The sequence below is a fragment of the Streptomyces sp. NPDC041200 genome, from assembly GCF_055591805.1.
Window position 1 is genome coordinate 596,407 of record NZ_JBVIZF010000003.1, and the last position, 17,200, is coordinate 613,606.

Consider the following 17,200-nt stretch of genomic DNA (forward strand, 5'->3'; position numbering starts at 1 on the left):
GAGCTCGTTCACTTTCCCTCCCGGGCGGGTCACACAGGTCGCGGAGCGCGGAGACGAACGACCGAGCGGGCTCATTCGTCCGTCGGACCGGGCGCCGGACGGGCCAGTGATCTGATGATGTCCGCCAGCGCGCTGGGCTGGCCGTCGGGACCACGGTGGAAGAGTCCGCCGAAACCGCGGTCCACCGCGGCGTACCGGAGGTCCTCGAGCCTGATGCGCCGCGCCTTCTCGAGGTTCCAGTAAGGCGTGCGCGGGTCCAAGTGGTGGTCCAGGTGGCGGTGATCGGCGTACGTACCGGTGAGGAACAGCTCCAGGCCACGGCTGATCCGGTTGCGCGTCATGTAGAGGCTGACATTGGATTCACGTACCAGGGGCGTGTGCTCGGACAACTCGATGTACCAGCCGATCACCTGAAAGGTGGTCAGGTAGGGCACCAGCCAGAACAGCACGACGAGCAGCCAGGAGCCCGTGGCCGCGGTCACGCCGACGACGACGGCCCAGAAAACGAGGAACGCCACCAGGTCACGGCGCTCCCGGGCGACCCGGACGGCTCCGCCCGGGCGGGCTCCCGCCGCGGCCGCGGCCTTACGCCCGCCGAAACGGTTACGCAGCAGATAGCGTAGATACGACCATGTCGAGGCCCCGAGGACGGGGAGTACCACCAGCCTCCACCACAGTCTTCTCTCCGACTGTCGGTCGTAGACCTGGCGTTCGATGAAGTAACGCAGATCGGGATCGCGGTCCGGGTTTCCCAGCTGGGGGTGGTGCTCCGCGACATGTGTCTGCTTGTAGGCGTAGTGGAGCTGAAGGATCGGGTAGGCCGTGAGGACCGTTCCCAGTAACAGGTTCAGCACCCGGTTGGCGGCGAGTATGTTGTGCGCACTCTCGTGGAGCAGGTTGGACAGGGCCCGCTGTCGTGAACCGATCAACACGAGCGCCAGGGGGTAGAAACACCAGCTCACCCCGGTGCACAGCAGTGCCGACACGGCCACCAGCAGGATGTCCCGGGTCCAGCCGAGCAGCCCGTGCCAGTTGTCCAGCACGTTGAGCTGTCTGATCCGCTGTTCTATATCCGCCGAGAACCGGTACGGACGGTAACGTCGGCCGTCGTAGGCCCACTGGCGGGTTCCGTGTTCCGATGCCTGCTGCACCTTCCGTCCCCGCCCCTCACAGACGCCCGAGTTCGTGCCCGTTGAGGATGTGCACGGTGTCATCGCCCGGGAAGGCCACGTGGAAGCGCAGGCACCCGGCCATCTCGTCGACCTTTGCCGCGAGTTCGGCATGGCCGGCGACCGTGCCCATGGCCACGTCGAGTTCCTGGGTGTGCGTACCCCCGGGAAAGCTCGTGCCGGGCCTGACGTACGGCCGGTACACGGAGACCCCGGGGAGTGCGCGCAGCCGTTCGGCCCCCTCGAAGGCGACCAGCTCACAGGGCACCGTCGGGCCGGAGTGGAAGACGTGGAAGTACACCCTGTCATCCGGTGTCGCGGGCACGGTCACCGGGAGCCCGAGGGCGATGCGGCCGGCCATCTCCGTCAGACTCAGGCCGAGGACGAAGCCGGCCATCTCGTTGATGTCCCCGCCGAGACGGCCGTTGACCTCGATGATCCGGGGGCCCTCCGCCGTCATCTTGATCTCGGTATGGGTCAGGCCCGAGGTCATGCCGACGGCCTGTAGCGCCCGAGCGGTCAGTTCCCGCACCGCCTGCTGGTCGGCACCGTCCAGGGCGGACGGCCAGAAGTCCCCTGACTCCCGGAAGGGCGGCAGCACCGGCATCTTCCCGGTGATGGCGAGATGGCGGATCTCCCCGTCCTGGACGACGCTCTCCACCGAAACGTAGTCACCGAACGGCTCGGAGGGCCGCCCCACCAGGTACTCCTCCAGGACCAGCGCCCCACCCTCCTCGAAGCCCGGGCACCCCTCCGCCAGCAGTTCCTCCACCAGCCGCCGGCCGGTGGCCTCGTCCCGCACCAGATACGTGTTCCTGCTGCTGCCGCCATGTGCGGGTTTGAGGACGGCGGGGAGACCCACCGAGGCCAGGGCCTGCGGCCATGCGCCGGGCTCGGCCACGCGATGGAACCGCACGGAATCCACTCCGGCCTCCCGGAGCACGGTGCGCTGCTGGAACTTGTCGGTCAGCAGCTTGGTGGTCCGCGGGCTGTGGAAGGGCAGACCGAGCCGCTGCGCGAGTACGGTCGTCAGCCGCAGGGTGCGCTCGGCGAAGGTCACGATGCCCCCCGGTCGCTCCCCGGCCAGCTCGTCGGCCACGTCATCGACCGACGAGGCGTCGACGGTCTTGCCGAACTGGGCCAGCAGCGGCTGCCGGGACCGGGCGTGCTCGCTGGGCGCGATCACGAAGATCAGGGGTGCCACCTCGGCGAGCCCCGCTCCTATCTCGCTCGGGTGCGCCGCACCCTCGTCATAGACGACGACCAGTGGCCTCGCCGGAGGACCTCCGCGTAACGACGCCGCAGCGCCCGAATCCTCCGCAACTCCGTGCGAGGTGCTTGTGTTCACATCGACCCTCATCTCTGTGTCGGCCTGTGCGGTGGGTTGTGGGGTCGCGAAGCTCGCGGGGAGCGGCTGGTGTGCGTCCGGTCTCATGTACCGGGGGCGCGCAGCGCCGCCGCCAGCTCGCCTACCGAGGGATTGAGGTACAGAGCCCGCGGAGCCAGGTCGGGCAGACCGCGCTCGCGCAGGACGGTGGCCATGCGCACGACCAGCAGTGAATTGCCCCCCAGCTCGAAAAAGTTGTCCTCCGGGGCCACCCGCGTACCCAGCAGTTCGGTCCACACCTCGGTCAGCGCGGCCACCAGATCGCCGTCTGCGCCGTGCGGCGCCTGTCCGGGGCCGGTGGGCGAGACCGCCGAGGACGGCTTGGGCAGCCGGGCGGCATCGAGCTTGCCGTTGGGAGTCAACGGCACCTCGGGCACGGCAGTGACCGTGGCCGGGACCATGTAGTCGGGCAGGAGACGCGCGGCTCGTCGGCGTACTTCTCCTGTCGGGTTCCGCGCCGCCTCGGGCTCCGTGCCGTTCCTCAGGACGACATAGGCGTCGATGCGCGCGGTCATCGGGTCGTTCGGGACCGCGCGACGCACCACGGCCGCGGCGGCCTCGACGGCGGGGTCGTCCAGGAGCACGGAGCGGATCTCGTCCAGCTCGATGCGGAACCCGCGTATCTTGACCTGGCTGTCGATGCGCCCAAGGTGTTCCAGAGTGCCGTCGGGGAGCATCCTTCCGAGATCCCCGCTGCGGTACATCCGCCCGCCGGCGAAGGGATCCGGCAGGAAGCGCTCGGCCGTCAGCTCGGGCCGGTTCACATAGCCGAGGGCGACACCCGCACCGCCCACGACGAGTTCGCCCGCCGCGCCCGGAGGCAGCAGCCGAGCCTGTGGGTCCATCACATAGACGTGCCAACCCGGCAACGGGCGCCCCACCGAACGCGCCCCGGACAGGGCCGTGCTCCTGGTGACGGTCTGCGCCGTCACATGCACGGTGGTCTCGGTGATGCCGTACATATTGACGAGGCGGCAGCGCGTCTCGGGGTAGGTGTCGAGCCAGGGCAGCACCAGGCGGCTGTCCAGCGCCTCGCCGCCGAAGACGACCAGACGCACGGCCAGCGACGCCGTGCGCGCGCCGACGACGGGCAGAAGCTGGGAGAACGCGGACGGGGTCTGGCTCAGGACCGTCACCCGCTCCTCGTCGAGCAGCCGGTGGAAGTCCTCGGGGGAACGGGAGACGTCGAAGCGCACCATGACCAGGTGGCCGCCGGTGAGCAGGCAGCCCCAGATTTCCCACACCGAGAAGTCGAAGGCGACCGAGTGGAAGCACGTCCACACGTCGTCCGCGCCGAGTCCGTACTCCTTCTCCGTGGCCTCGATGAGGCTGACGACGTTGGCGTGCGGTACCTCCACTCCCTTGGGACGGCCCGTGGAGCCGGAGGTGTGGATGATGTAGGCGGGGTCCTCGGGAAGCGGCTCGTCGCGCGGCGGCTCGTCGGGGCTGCCGGTCGCCTCCAGTTCCTCGGGACGCACCGTGTCCAGGCCGGGCAGATCGTCCCGGTCCGTGATGACGAGGCGCCATTCCGTGTCCTCCGCGATCAACGCCGCCCGCTCCGGCGGGTGACCCGGATCGAGCGGTACGAAGACCGCTCCGGCTTCCAGTACGGCGAGCAGCACCGCGACGAGATCGACCGAGCGCGGCAGGCAGACACCCACGCGGTCGCCGCGCCGGATCCCTCGTGCGCGCAGGCCCAGGGCGAGCGTCCGGGCCCGTTCGCCCAGTTCCCGGTAGGTGAGCCGCCGGGTGCCGTCCGATACGGCCGGGGCGTCGGGCCGGCGGGCCATGGACTCGGCGAAGAGGGTGTCGATACGACGCGGGCGGGCTGTGCGGGGCGCCGGTGCCGTCGTTCCCAAATCCGCCAGCCGCCGCCGCTCGGCTGCGTCGAGTATCTCCGCGGTGGCGGTGGGGGCCGTGTCCTCGGCCCGGCACACCCATCCGTGGGCCGTGACCAGATGATGCAGCAACTGCCGTACGACCGGCTCGGCGAAGTCTCGCGGACGGAACTCCGCGTACAGGGCACCCTCGGGACGCACTCCGATGGTGAGCGGGAAGGGCGGGCCGGGACAGGGGCGGTAGTCGACCCCATCCGCCGTGGGGATGCCGAGGCGCAGGCCGACGGCTGCCGGTGGTGCGTCCCGGCGCGGGTCGGTGTCCCGGAGATGACGCCGGGCCCGGGAGACCAGTTCGCGTCTGGTCCCCTTGCCGCCCTCCAGGTGCCGGGAGCGCACTCGTTCCCGGGCGATGCCCACCGCGGGGGCCGGATCGCCACCGTAGCGGGCGATCACCAGGGCCAACGCGGCGAGCCAGGTCTCATCCGTACCGGGGGACCCGTCGGCGAGCCGCTCCTCGACGGTGACCGGGCCGGTCCCCGCCTCCGTGGCGGGAGGCCACCCTCCCAACGCCCAGTCCGGCAGGCCCGGTCCGGTGTGCTCAGGGACCTCCACGGCGACCGGGGTCCCGGGCACGGGTGGCGTCCCGGTGCCGTCCGCCCCGTAGCGGGCCAGTCGGCAGAGGGCGTCGGGGTCGTACACATCCCGTCGGGCGACGAGGACCAACTCGGCGCTGCCGTCGCCGAGGCCCAGCAGTACGGCGCGGACGCCGGGTCCGCCGTGGTACAGCGGGCGGGCGAGTTCACGCTCGACGCGGTCCGCGGTCCGCGCGTCGTGGGAAGGGGTGGGCAGTTCCTCCCGCCACAGGCGGGCATGGGGTGCGAGGCGCCGGGCGACGGCGTCCGCGTCCACCGGCGACCGCGCCCCCGCCGCGGATCCCTCGACGAGCCGGACGCGGACGGAGTGGCAGTCCGGTGACATGCTCCGGTGCAGGGACACGGATCGACTCCTCTCGGGCTGTCTCAGCGGGCGGTGAATCCGCCGTCGACGGTGAGCGTCGCGCCGGTGATCTGGCGGGTCTCGTCACTGGCGAGCCAGACGGCGGTGGCGGCCACGTCGTCCGGCTCGATCAGGGCGTTCATCGGCTGCGCCTGGACGAAGGCCGCCTCGTGCTCGGAGACCGGGACGTCCAGGCAGCGGGCTATCTCGGAGAGCATTCGCCCCTCCACACCGCTGTCGTCACGGACCGACCCGGGGCAGATGGCGTTCACCCTCACCTTCATGGGGGCGAAATCGAGCGCCGCCGCCTTCGTCAGCCCGACTAGTCCGTGTTTGGCGGCCACGTAGCCGGCGAAGTGCCGGTACCCGACCAGTCCCGCTGTCGAGGCAATGTTGATGATGCTCCCGGAACGCCGCTCGAGCATGGGCCCCGCCACCAGGCGCGTCATGCGCCAGGTGCCGGAGAGGTCGACATCGAGCATGAGGGCCCATTCGGCTTCGGTGATCTCGTGCACCGCCTTGCCCGAGGGGGCTGCGATCCCGGCGTTGTTGACCAGCGCGTCGACCGCGCCGAACCGGTCCGTGGCGGCCGCGAACGCCTCCGCGAGCGCTTCCCCGTCCCGCACGTCCGCCGTCAGGGCCAGTACGGCGGCACCCTGTTGCCGGCAGAGCGCCGCGGTGTGCTCGAGCTGACCGGTCGTGCCCAGCGGATAGGGAACCCCGGGGGCGTCCGTACCGATGTCGAGGAGCACCAGGTCGGCTCCCTCCCGGGCGAACATCGTGGCGCAGGCTCGCCCGAGCCCGCGAGCCGCTCCGGTGATGAGCGCGGTCCTGCCCCTTAGACGCATGCCTCACCGCCCACGGCCGCTGTCAGTTCGGCTTCGAGCAGCCGCACGCAGCCGGTGGTGTCGTCCGCGAGGTACATGTGGCCGCCCTCGGTCTCGACGTGCCGGAAACCGCCGCTGGTCACCTGCTCCCACTGGCGTGTCTCGGCCGCGGACACCAGGTGGTCCGCCCTTCCTCGCAGGGCGGTGACGGGCACCGGAAGGCGGGCGCGGGTGGGTGGGGAGGTGTAGTTCTCGTGCATCTCCACATCTGCCCGCAGGGTCGGCAGCAGCAGCTGGCGCAATTGGGTGTCGGCGAGCGCGGGATGGTCGTAACCGGCGAACTCGCGTACCCGTCCCAGGAATGCGTCGTCGGGCAGTCCGGAGGCCAGGATCGTCCGTCCGGCCCAGGGGGCGGGCGAGCCGCTGACGAAGAGCCGCCGCACATCGGCATGGCCCTCTTCGGTGAGGCGGTGGGCGAGTTCGAAGGCCAGTACGGCGCCGAGACTGTGGCCGAACACCGCCACCGGGGCGCCCTTCTCCACCTGCTCGGCAACCTCGGGAAACAGCTCGTCAACGGCCTCGTGGACGTCTATGTGCGGTGGCTCGACGTAGCGCTCCTCGCGGCCGGGGAGTTGGAGGGGAAGGATGTCGACGTGCCGGGCGACGTCACTCCAAGAGCGGAAGAACCCGGCCCCGGCGCCCGCGAACGGCAGGGTTATCAAGGTGGTGGGTCGCATACGAGAGGTCCCTTCAGTCGGTTGCCACTACGTCGGACAGGACCGAGGACCGGGGCCGCGTCGCCAGCCGTACGGCAGCGGCCAGCAGGGCATCCCCCAGCCGCCGGGCGAATCCCTCCCCGTAGCGCGCCGAGTCCGCGGTGACGTCGAAGCCCATGCCCAGGCCTTGCGGGTCGTTGAACAGTTCCACCCGGACCGGCAAGCTCGTGTGGTCGTGCGTTTCCTCCTCCGCTCCCACCAGACCGGACTCCAGGAGGTCGTCCCGCAGGTGGAAATGGACGTAGCTGAGGGCGACCTCGAAGGGATCGCCCCCAAGGGCCTCTCTGATCTCCGCGTAGGGGAACCGGCGGTACGGCAGCAGTTCGGTCTCCGCGGCGAGCGCCGCGCGGACGGCCTCCTGCCAGTCGAGTCCGGCGAGTTCGAGCCGGAGGGGAAGGTGGTTGAGGAACAGCCCGATCGTCAGGTCTCCGCCCTCGGTCTCCGGTCTTCCGCTCACGGAGAGCCCCACGACAGGAGCCGAAACCTCCCACACCTCTGCGACCGCAGCGCAGTAGATGGCCACGGCCAGGCTCTTCATCGGCACGCCCCACCGGCGCGAGAGGTCCTCCCACCGCCGTGCGACCGCCTGCGGTACGGGCACCGAATGCTTGTCGTGCACGGCGTCCGGGGTGTGCCGCGGTGCACCGCCGATGTCGTAGCGCTCCGTGAAGAACGCGCGCGCGGCAGGGTCGTCGACGGCCTCCCGCTCCAGCCGTACGTACTCCTCGTAGCGCGCCGGTACGGGCAGCCCCACCTCCTCGTGGCGCAGCAGGCCCGCGTACAGACGTACGAGTTCGGAGACGAAGACGGACTCGCTCCAGCCGTCCATGATCGCGTGGTGGAAGGAATACGAAAGGCGGAAGGCAGGGGTGTCACCGGGCTTCGCCGCCGCGTGCACGCGGATGAGGGGGCCGGTCTCCGGGTCGAACGGCTCGCCGAGGTCGGAGAGCGACGCGCTCAGTCCCAGCCGGGCGTCGCGGGAAACCATTGCCATCGGTACGTCGAACCGGGTGAGGTCGAAGCGGGTCCGCAGAGCAGGGTGGCGCCGGGCCATCGCCTCCAGGGCCCGTTCCAGCAGCCCCGGGTCGAGCGGCAGCAGCACGTCCCGTGCGATGGAGTCGACGTAGACGGCGCCCTGGGACTTCAGGCTCTCGTAGACCATGCCGAGCTGCAGCCGGGTCGCGGGCCAGGCGGACTCGGCGTCCGGCGGTAGTTGCGCCCGGTCCTCGGGGCTGAGGAGGTTCCACTCGGGCTGTTCGGAGCCCGCCCGGGGCCGGGAGCCCTCCTGCGCTCCCGCCTCGGTCAGCGCGCGACACGCGCCTCGCAGCGTCGGGTTCCTGAAGAGCTGCAGCAGGGTGAGCGGAAGGCCTCGGGCCTCCGCCTCTGCCACCGCTTTGAGAGCGACCAGGGAGTCGCCGCCCAGGGAGAAGAAGTCGTCCTCGGGCCGGACGTCCCGGACGCCGAGCACATCCCTCCAGACTTCGGCGAGCAGGGACTCCTCGGGGCTCGGCGGTGGTTCATTCGTCATGGTGATGCCTCCTGACCACGTGGTAGCTCTTCGATGGGGACCGGACGGCCGGCGGGTGGCGCGTCCGCTCTCCCCCGGGTCACGCCGTCCCGCTCCCGGCGCCGTCCTGCGGCCGGATGTCGGCCCATTCCCGCGCGATGTGATCGAGGCATTCCGAGCGCGTTCCGTGAAAGCCCGTGGCACGCCAGCCCGGTGGCACCCGCTTGGCCAGGCGCCACACGGAGTGCCGTCCGGCGGCGTCGACGACCACCTGGTACGTCATGACTCCACCCGCACACGGTCGAGCCGGACGACCTGATCGGCCGCCGCCAGCAGTTCGGGGTTGTGCGACACGACGATCCAGACGGCCGGCCACCGCCGGGGAAGATCGGCCCAGATCCGGCGTGCCGTCTCCGCGTCGAGGGAGGAGTCGCAGTCGTCGACGACGTACATCTCGGCGGGGCGGCACAGCATGCGCGCCAGGGCCAGCCGCTGGCGCTGCCCGCCGGACAGCCCGCTGGCCCCGCCGGAACCGATCTCCGTGTCCAGCCCGTCGGGCAGTTCGGCGGACCCCGGCCCGGTTCCGAGGCGCACCGCGCTCAGCACCTCCTGCAACCGGTCGGGGTCCGCGGTCGTACCACCGAGCAGGAGGTTGTCGCAGACGGTGCCCCGTACGAAGCGGGCCGACTGGCCGGCGTACGCCACACGCGGTGCCCGCCACCAGCCGGCGTCCCCGGTGACGTCCTGTCCGTTCCACAGCACGCGGCCGTCCGTGCCGGGCGCCAGGGCGAGCAGGGCCTGGACGAACGCGCTCTTGCCGCCACCCACCTCGCCGGTGACGACCACCAGATTGCCGGCGGCCGCGGTGAAGGACACCGGGCCGAAACGGCCGTCGCAGGCCAGCTGTTCGACGCGCAGTTCGGTGAGCGGGGACGAGTGGGCCGGGGGCGAGGCCGGTTCGCCGTCGGCGAGTTCCCGGAGCCGGTCGTAGGACACCCGGCCCTGCTCGGCGCGGGCCATGGCCCGGCCGAAGAAGAACACCTGCTCGCTCAGCCAGCTCGTGTAGGTGAGGAACAGTGCGAGCTGGCCGACGGAGAAGTCCCCGCGGGCCATGCGGCCGGCCACCACCGTCAGCACGATCGCCGTACCGATGGTGACCATGTTCTGGAACAGGCCGGAGAGCAGGTCGGCGGCGATCTGTTGCCTGGCCTGCACCTTACGGCGCTCGGTGAACCGGCGGGAGAGGGCCTCGACGCGTCCGTGCACCGTGCCCGCGAGCCGGATGTCGCGAATGCCTCCCAGCAGGTCGGTGAAGCTTCCGGCGATCCGGCCCTGCAGCGCGCGGGTCTGCTCCTGCAGGGCGCCGACTCTGCGCTTGAGCACGGTGCTCACCCATACGGCGCCGATGAGGGGCAGCAGCGAGAGTGTGACCACCACGTCGGTGCTCAGCAGGACGGCGAGCGCGAAGAGCAGCAGAACGGTGCGGTAGAAGAGGTCCGCGGTCCAGCCCAGGAACTCGGCTATCTCGTCGGTGTCCTCGCGCAGCCGGTTGAGCTGGTCGCCCTCCTCCAGCCGCGGGCCCCGGGCCCGTGAGCGGCCCACGACCCCGGTCAGCGCCTCCGTCTTGAGGTGGGCACTCGTCCTGAAGATGAGAGTGAAGTCCAGGCCCAGGCCCACCACCAGGACGACCGCCCTTGCGGCCATGACACCGACGACCAAGGCGAGCAGCCACCACGTGGAGCCGGCGGTGGGCGAGTCGACGGACTTGTCGAGGAGCGCCTCGACGCCCAGGCCCACCAGCAGGGGCAGTCCGTGGACGAATGTCCACACCACCGTGCTGGCGAGGTAGAGCCCTGGATGCCGGCGTCCCACGGACAGCAGAAAACGCGCGAACGGTTCCTTGAAGGTCGTCACGAGAGCACCCCCGACTCCATATCCTGAACGGCGTCGGGGCCGCCCGTGCCCCCGGAGCGGATCGCCACGACCGCGCCATCTCCCATCTCCACGATCCGGTCGACGCTTCGCAGGGTGGCGAGCCGGTGGGCCACCATCACGACCGTCCGGTCCGTGCGCGCACGGTCGACCACCCGTGACCAGACCCCCTCGGTCTCCGGGTCCAACCGTGACGTCCCCTCATCGATGATCAACAGCGACGAGGGGCGGGCGAGCGCCCGCGCCCCGGCGAGCACCTGTGCCTCGCCCTCGGACAGCGTGCGTCCTCCGGCGCCGACCAGCGTGTCGAGCCCTTGCGGCAGGCCACGGACCCAGTCGCCGTAGCCGAGGTCGTCGAGGACCGTCCACACCGCTTCGTCGGGAATGCCGTCGTCGAAGAGGGTCAGGTTGTCCCGCACCGACGCGGAGAACAGGTGCGGGTGCTGGCCGAGGACGGAGACCCGGGAGGCCATGTCCCGCGGGGCGATGCGCGAGGCGGCGACGCCGCCGATGAGTACCCGCCCCTGCTGCGGTTCGGCCAGGCCGCACAGCAGGTTGACCAGGGTGCTCTTGCCCGAGCCGGTGCGGCCCACGATGCCGATCGCCTCCCCCGGCTGCACCGTGAAGGACACCTCGCGCAGAACCTGCGTACCGGGGCTGTACGCGAAGGAGACGTCGTCGAATCGCACGGCCGGCGGCCCCTCGGGCAACCTCTCGTGGACCGGTGCCGTCGTCTCGCCGGGCTGGTGCTCGTTCAGCATCCGTGCCGCGAGCGACAGCGAGGCCAGCATGCGCTGTACCTGGTCCATCTGCGAGGACAGGTCCTCCAGGGGTTCGCCGAGCCGGTCGATGTAGAGGTAGATCATGGCCAGGGTGCCGACGCTGATGTCGCCCGCTCCGAGCGCGCGCAGTCCGAAGGCGAAGGTGACGCCGAAGCTGAGAGCGAAGAAGAGCTGGGTGAAGGGCCAGAAGGCGCGTCCGCCGATGTAGGCCCGGCGCTCGCGCACCAGCAGGTCGGCGAGCAGGCCACGGGTCCTGGTGACGGCCCACCGGGACTCGCCGAGCGTCAGCAGGTCGTCCCGTGCGGTCAGGGCGTCGCCGATGAAGCCGAACGCCTCGGCCTTCCGCGTGCGGGCCCCCTCCCAGCGGCGTACGGCGAGCCGTGTCAGCCTCGCCAGGACGAGGGTGATGATGACCAGCAGTACCGCGACGCCCGCACCGGCCGCGGGCGCGACCGTCATGATGACCAGCACCGTGCCGAGGGCCAGTCCCAAATTGCCGATCACGCGGAACCCGGCCTCGGCCAGCGTCTCCCCGATCACGTCGGAGTTGCCCTCGACGGATTCCAGGACCTCACCCGCCGACCTCCTCTCCGCCTCGAGCACCGGCCGGTCGACGACCACGTGGTGGAACAGCCGACGACGGATCAGGTCCGCGACGCCCCAGCCCGATCGCGCCGCGAGATATCCCGCCAGCGTGTTCGCGCCGACGCCCAGGGCCGCGATCCCCAGGTAGGCCAGGGCCAGCGTCACGAGGTGGGAGGACGTGTCGCCTCCTGTCGCCCCGTCGACGTAGGCACGGACCACCAATGGGCCCGCCAGGGAGCAGCCGAGGGCGACGGCGAGGACGGCGAAGCCTCCGGCGACCGTGCGTCCGACCGGGCGGATCGATTCCCACAACAGGCGTGGGCCGCCCCTGGTTTTCTCCGACGTCATTTCGCGTTTCCCCGCAGTGTCTGGGTGTAGTGGTATGCCAGCTCCCGCACCCGGTGGCCGGGAATGGCCCTGCTGCTGAACTGCCAGCGGATCTGGAGCCGGCGGGCGGTGATGGACGTGTTGATGTCGAGCAGATACGCCCGCTCGGCGGCGGGCGGCTTCCACTGTCCGGTCCCCTCGGTGGAGACGGCGTCGAGGTGCTCCAGCTCGCCATCGAAGTCGTAGCGCACGGAGGGGATGGGCAGCGCCGCCAGTTCCTGTCGGATGGCGGGATCCGGATGGAGATGGCGCAGTGCCTCGAAGCCGAGACCGCGCTGCGGCACCTCCTGGAGCCTGTGTGCCACCCGTTCCAGGTGGACGCTTGGCCCAGCGTCGCCCGGCAGCGGCAGAAGCAGCGGATACGACGTGGTGAACCAGCCGACGGTCCGGCTGAGATCCAGTTCCGCGAAGAGGTCTTCCCGGCCGTGCCCGCCGAGTTCGACGAGCAGGTCCCCCTTGTCCTCGCCGAGCCACCGGGCGCCGGCCTCGGCGAAGTCGGCCAGCAGACAGGCGAACAGCGGGCGTCCTCTTCTCCGGGCGGCCTCGAGATACTGGCGGGTGTCCTCCCGGCCCAGTTCCCTCCACACCACCTGGGTGTGCTCCTCGGTGCCACGGTCGTCGTGGGGCCACCACGGCACCCGGTCGGCACGCGCGAGTTTCCGCCAGTGACGCAGGCCGAGGCTCTCGGGTGCCCGCCGTACATGAGCCGCGAGTGCGGAGGCCCATGTGTGGTACGAGGAGCCCGGGGGGTCCAGGGCTTCCGGTGTCTCGCCGGCCAGCAGGCGGGTCAGGTCCTCGGCGAGCACGTTCCACGAGTAGAGGTCGATCACGGCGTGATGGATCACGAGCAGCAGCTGGTCCGCCGCGCCGTCCCTGCGGAACAGTGCCGCGCGCAGGACCGGCCCGAGGTGGAGGTCCAGCGAGGTGTGCAGCCGCGTCGCGAGGTCGTGCATCCGTGCCGTGGCGGCCTCCGGGTCGTGTCCGCGCAGGTCGTGGACGTCCAGGGGGACGTCCACGTTCTCGGCCGCCCCCTGCATCGTCCCGTGCGGGGTCCGTACGAACCGCGTGCGGAGTGCGGCATGACGGCGCAGAAGATCCGAGAGGATGCGCGCGGTCCTCTCCTCGCTCTCGTCTGGGGCCACGTCGAAGAGCACGCCGTGGTTCCAGTGGTGGTGGTCGGGCAGGTCACGGGCGAAGAAGGCGTGCTGGGTGGGGGTGAGCGGGTGCAGTGCCCCGACGTCCAGGGCCGTTTCGGCCACGGCGTCGTCTTCGGGTGCGCCCGCGAACCCGGCCAGGAAGGTACGCCACCGCGTGAGCAGCGCGTCCAGTTCGCCCTGGTCGTGCCGCCCGGGTACATGCTCGATGTCCACGGTCAGCGCGCCGTCCGCGATGAACGCGTTGATTTCCAGTTCGTAGGGCCGGTGGCCACGCGGCGAACGCCGCTCTCCCAGGTCCTCCGTGACGCGGAAGAGCCCGTCGCCGGAGGTTTCCTCCAGTGTCCCCAGGTAGTTGAAGCTGACGGCGTGGTGTGTGTCGTACGCGGGACGGGCCGCGTCGAGCGCCGTCGCGGTGTCGGCGCATGTCACGTCCGGCGCGACGGGCAGTTCCACCCCGTCCAGCACGGTGAACCAGCCGACCGTGCGCGAGACGTCGATGCTCTCGTCGGTCACCGTACGGCCATGACGCTCCACCTCGACGGGCAGCGTCCCGCGCGCGTGGACGGCCGACAGGGCCCTGCCCAGCCCCGTGAGCAACGCGGCGGGCACGCCTCGCTCGCTCTCCCAGGAGGCCCTCTTCACCAGCCTGGCCGTGACGTCGGGTTCCAGCATGAACCGGACGTGGGCCCGGTCGCCGTACAGATTCGCCACCGTGTCGGCCGTGGTGAGCACCGCCCACGGTGCCTGCTCCGGGATGCCGGGGGCCGTCGCCGCCGGTGACTCGGTCCTGGCCAGGCGGCGGGCCCAGGCGAAGTAGCCCGCTCCGCGCGGCCCGAGCGCCTCCGGTGTGCCGCCCGAGCAAAGGATCTCCAGTTCGGACAGCAGCACGTCCCATGACACCTGGTCCACAACGAGGTGATGGGCGGTGAGGAGGAGCCGGCGCTCGTCGAGGAGCACGGCCCGCAGCACAGGTCCCTCGTCGAGCGACAGCGAGGCGTGCGCGGCGTCCGCGAGTTCGGCGGCCGTGCGGCCGGCCGGTCCCTCCCCGTCGTACCGCCACAGCAGATCCCGCGGCGGCTCGGACATGACCTGCCGCAGCTCGCCGTCGTGCTCGGTGAACCGGACGCGAAGCTGATCGTGGCGCTCGACCACGTGGTGGAGGGCGCGCTCCACGGTGTCGGCGTCCACAGGCTCCGCGGCGGCGAGCACGTACGACTGGTTCCAGTGCTGCGCCTCGGCGAAGTCCTGTGCGAAGAACCAGCGTTGGACGGGGGTCAGCGGAGCGACCGCGCCGACGGGTTCGGCCTCGTGCGCGGTGAGGGAGCCGGTGGCCAGACGTGCGAGCTCCTCGATGGTGCGGTGCGTGTAGAAGTGCCGGGGGCGCAGCACGATGCCCTGGCGCGCGGCCTCCTGGACGACCCTGATGCTCACGATCGAGTCGCCGCCCAGCTCGAAGAAGTCGTCCCGGACTCCGACGGGCACCCTGAGTGCCTTCTCCCACAGCCGGCACAGGCGCTGTTCGGTGTCGTCGCGCGGCGCGACGCGGGGGCTTCCCGGCAGCGACGCCGATGGGGTCCGGTCCGCTTCGGCGAGTGCTGTGAGCGCCTTCCGGTCCACCTTGCCGTTGCGGGTCAGGGGAAGGTCCCCAAGGGCGTGGACTTCGGAGGGGACCATGTAGGCGGGCAGTCGGGCGGACGCGAAACCGACCACGTCACGGGCGAGTCCGCCGGAGTCCTGGCGCTGCCCCGGAACCACGAAGGCGACGAGTCGCTCTGCCGCGCCCCGGAGTACGACCTGCACGGCGGCCGCCGCGACATCCGGGTGGGCCTCGAGGGTGCGCTCGATCTCGCCCAGTTCCACCCGCCGTCCACGCAGCTTGACCTGGGTGTCCTGGCGCCCGAGGCATTCGAGGACGCCGTCGTCCCGCCATCGCCCGCGGTCTCCCGTGCAGTACATGCGGCCGCCCGGCTTCGGGTCGTGCGGGTCCGGCAGGAAGTGGGCGGCGGTACGCCGGGCGTCGTCGAGGTATCCCCGGCCGACCGAGACGCCACCGACATGGATGGTGCCGGTCACCCCTACCGGCACCGGTTCCAGATCGTCGTCCAGCACATAGATCCGGGCGTGCGGCAGCGGACGGCCCACGGCGGCATGAGCTCCGCTGCCGGGGTCGATCGCGCCCTGGGTGACGTCGTCCGTGCACTCGGCGGGTCCATAGGCGTTCAGGAGCGGAACGGTCGGCATCGACGCCGCCCAGCGGCGGGCGAGTTCCACACTGAGCACCTCGCCCGTGGAGATCACCCCGCGCAGTCGCCCGCGCAGGGTCTTCGCCTGCTCAGGACGGTCGGCGAGGTGGTCGAGCAGCAGTGCGATCACCGTCGGGACGAGTTCCACGTACTCGAAGCGGTGCCGGACCATCAGGTCCACCAGCGCGGCCGGATCCCTGACCGTCTCCTCGGACACGACGTGCACGGTGGCTCCGGCGGTCAGGGGGCTGAACATCTGCCACACCGAGATGTCGAAGGACATCGGTGCGGTCTGGGGCAGTTCCACGCCCGGACGCAGCCCGCAGTCGGCCACCCGGAAGGCCATCAGGGCGAGGAACGAACCGTGTTCGATGCAGGCGCCCTTGGGCAGGCCCGTGGATCCGGAGGTGTAGATCACATAGGCGAGGTCCCGCCTCCCCGGCGGCGGCCCGAGCAACCGCGCCGAACGTTCCGGTGAGCAGTCGAACGCCCGAGCCCGCTGGGTCAGTCCTCGCGGCTCCAGCACCGTGCACGACACCGGCGCCGCCTCGGTGGGCGCGCCCACCAGCACGCGGACCGACGACAGCATCTGCTGCCGGCGCAGCGTGGGAAGCGTCGGGTCGATCGGCATGTAGGCGCCGCCGGAGAAGAGGATGCCAACGGCCATGACCACGAACCAGGTGTCTCTGGGGGCGCTCAGCGCTACAGGGGTGTCCGCGACGACGCCCGCGGCCCGTAGCTCCAGGGCAATGCCCGTCGCCAGGCGGCACAGCTCGCCGTAGGTGACCGACCGGATGCCGTCGTCCACGGCGATCGCCTCAGGGTGCGCCCGGGCCTGCGCGAGCAGCAGGTCACGGTAGTCCGGGCCCGGTTCGGGCGGCCGACCTGAGTTGAACTCCTCCAGGACGCGGTGGCGGACGTCCCGGGTCAGCAGCCCGATGTCGGCCAGCGCGAGGCCCGGGTCCGACAGTCCCGTACTCATCGCCATGGCGATGCCGGCGGCCAGGTCCTCGCCCCCGGCGGCGAGATCCACGCCGCTGGTGACGGTCACGCGCTCGCCGTCGAAGTGGACCGCCACCCCCTGCGAGGCCTCGGTGTCCCCGACGACGACCCGCAGGGGGCCGTCGGGCAGGCGGACCTCTTGGTTGGGGGCCGGAACGTGGTCCAGCACCTCGGCGAGAGCGCCGCGAACCGTGCCCAGCCACTGTCTGAAGCTCAGTTCGGTGTTCACTTCGAGGAGCACGGGCAGCCCGGTTCCGAACGGTTCGCCGAGGCGCACGGCCACGGACGTCGGCGCGCCGAAGCGGTGCAGGACCAGTGCGGTGGCCGCGGCCAGGACCGTCCACACCAGTTCGGGACTGCCACCGGTGATGTCCCGCAGTCGTGCGGCCGTGGAGGCGGGCAGTTCGGCCCGGGCGCTCGCACCCGGGCGGGTACGGGCCTCGACGGCCCGTGGTCCGGACGCCAGATGGGCGTCGGCGAGTGCCGCCTCGGCGTCCGCGACAGCGTCCGCGCGTTCCAGCCAGAAGTCCCGTACGGCGAGGGGACCCTGTAAGAGGGAGTGTGCCATCGTCCTTCCGTCCCGGATGTGGGGAGCCCGGAGTTCACGAGCTC

General features: G+C 71.1%; 10 protein-coding genes. All 10 read right to left on the reverse strand.

What is annotated here, in order from left to right:
- Positions 1-71: 71 nt before the first annotated feature.
- The 10 genes from ACZ6CL_RS12465 to ACZ6CL_RS12510 all read right to left on the reverse strand — a co-directional run bounded on the left by ACZ6CL_RS12465 (position 72) and on the right by ACZ6CL_RS12510 (position 17,156).
- A complete protein-coding gene (locus tag ACZ6CL_RS12465; protein WP_468934715.1) occupies positions 72-1,151 on the reverse strand; it encodes a fatty acid desaturase in 1,080 nt (359 codons plus the stop codon).
- Positions 1,152-1,167: 16 nt separating this feature from the next.
- Positions 1,168-2,373 (reverse strand): ATP-grasp domain-containing protein, encoded by a 1,206-nt coding sequence (locus ACZ6CL_RS12470; RefSeq protein WP_468934718.1) that lies wholly within the window; start codon positions 2,371-2,373, stop codon positions 1,168-1,170.
- A 227-nt stretch (positions 2,374-2,600) separates the two neighbouring features.
- On the reverse strand, positions 2,601-5,390 hold the full coding sequence (locus ACZ6CL_RS12475; protein ID WP_468934720.1) for a non-ribosomal peptide synthetase: 2,790 nt from the start codon (positions 5,388-5,390) through the stop codon (positions 2,601-2,603).
- A gap of 23 nt (positions 5,391-5,413) precedes the next feature.
- Complete coding sequence (locus ACZ6CL_RS12480) at positions 5,414-6,238, reverse strand: SDR family oxidoreductase (protein WP_468934723.1); 825 nt, start codon at positions 6,236-6,238, stop codon at positions 5,414-5,416.
- Positions 6,229-6,954: a thioesterase II family protein gene (locus ACZ6CL_RS12485; RefSeq protein ID WP_468934726.1), complete on the reverse strand. Its 726-nt coding sequence runs from the start codon at positions 6,952-6,954 to the stop codon at positions 6,229-6,231. The genes ACZ6CL_RS12480 and ACZ6CL_RS12485 overlap by 10 nt, the downstream gene beginning before the upstream one ends.
- Positions 6,955-6,967: 13 nt before the next feature.
- Entirely contained in the window at positions 6,968-8,521 is a 1,554-nt protein-coding gene (locus ACZ6CL_RS12490; RefSeq protein WP_468934728.1) for a condensation domain-containing protein, read from the reverse strand.
- A 79-nt stretch (positions 8,522-8,600) separates the two neighbouring features.
- Positions 8,601-8,783, reverse strand: coding sequence for an MbtH family NRPS accessory protein (locus ACZ6CL_RS12495; RefSeq protein WP_468934730.1), 183 nt, complete (start codon positions 8,781-8,783; stop codon positions 8,601-8,603).
- Complete coding sequence (locus ACZ6CL_RS12500) at positions 8,780-10,414, reverse strand: ATP-binding cassette domain-containing protein (protein WP_468934733.1); 1,635 nt, start codon at positions 10,412-10,414, stop codon at positions 8,780-8,782. Before ACZ6CL_RS12500 ends, ACZ6CL_RS12495 begins: the two co-directional genes overlap by 4 nt.
- A complete protein-coding gene (locus ACZ6CL_RS12505; protein WP_468934736.1) occupies positions 10,411-12,147 on the reverse strand; it encodes an ABC transporter ATP-binding protein in 1,737 nt (578 codons plus the stop codon). Before ACZ6CL_RS12505 ends, ACZ6CL_RS12500 begins: the two co-directional genes overlap by 4 nt.
- Positions 12,144-17,156 (reverse strand): amino acid adenylation domain-containing protein, encoded by a 5,013-nt coding sequence (locus tag ACZ6CL_RS12510; RefSeq protein ID WP_468934739.1) that lies wholly within the window; start codon positions 17,154-17,156, stop codon positions 12,144-12,146. Before ACZ6CL_RS12510 ends, ACZ6CL_RS12505 begins: the two co-directional genes overlap by 4 nt.
- Positions 17,157-17,200: the final 44 nt, after the last annotated feature.

What these genes read in the sequence shown, in the direction of transcription:
- ACZ6CL_RS12480 (WP_468934723.1), bottom strand. Translation starts at nt 6,238, where the DNA reads ATGCGTCTAAGGGGCAGGACCGCGCTCATCACCGGAGCGGCTCGCGGG.
- ACZ6CL_RS12485 (WP_468934726.1), bottom strand. Translation starts at nt 6,954, where the DNA reads ATGCGACCCACCACCTTGATAACCCTGCCGTTCGCGGGCGCCGGGGCC.
- ACZ6CL_RS12490 (WP_468934728.1), bottom strand. Translation starts at nt 8,521, where the DNA reads ATGACGAATGAACCACCGCCGAGCCCCGAGGAGTCCCTGCTCGCCGAA.
- ACZ6CL_RS12495 (WP_468934730.1), bottom strand. Translation starts at nt 8,783, where the DNA reads ATGACGTACCAGGTGGTCGTCGACGCCGCCGGACGGCACTCCGTGTGG.
- ACZ6CL_RS12505 (WP_468934736.1), bottom strand. Translation starts at nt 12,147, where the DNA reads ATGACGTCGGAGAAAACCAGGGGCGGCCCACGCCTGTTGTGGGAATCG.
- ACZ6CL_RS12510 (WP_468934739.1), bottom strand. Translation starts at nt 17,156, where the DNA reads ATGGCACACTCCCTCTTACAGGGTCCCCTCGCCGTACGGGACTTCTGG.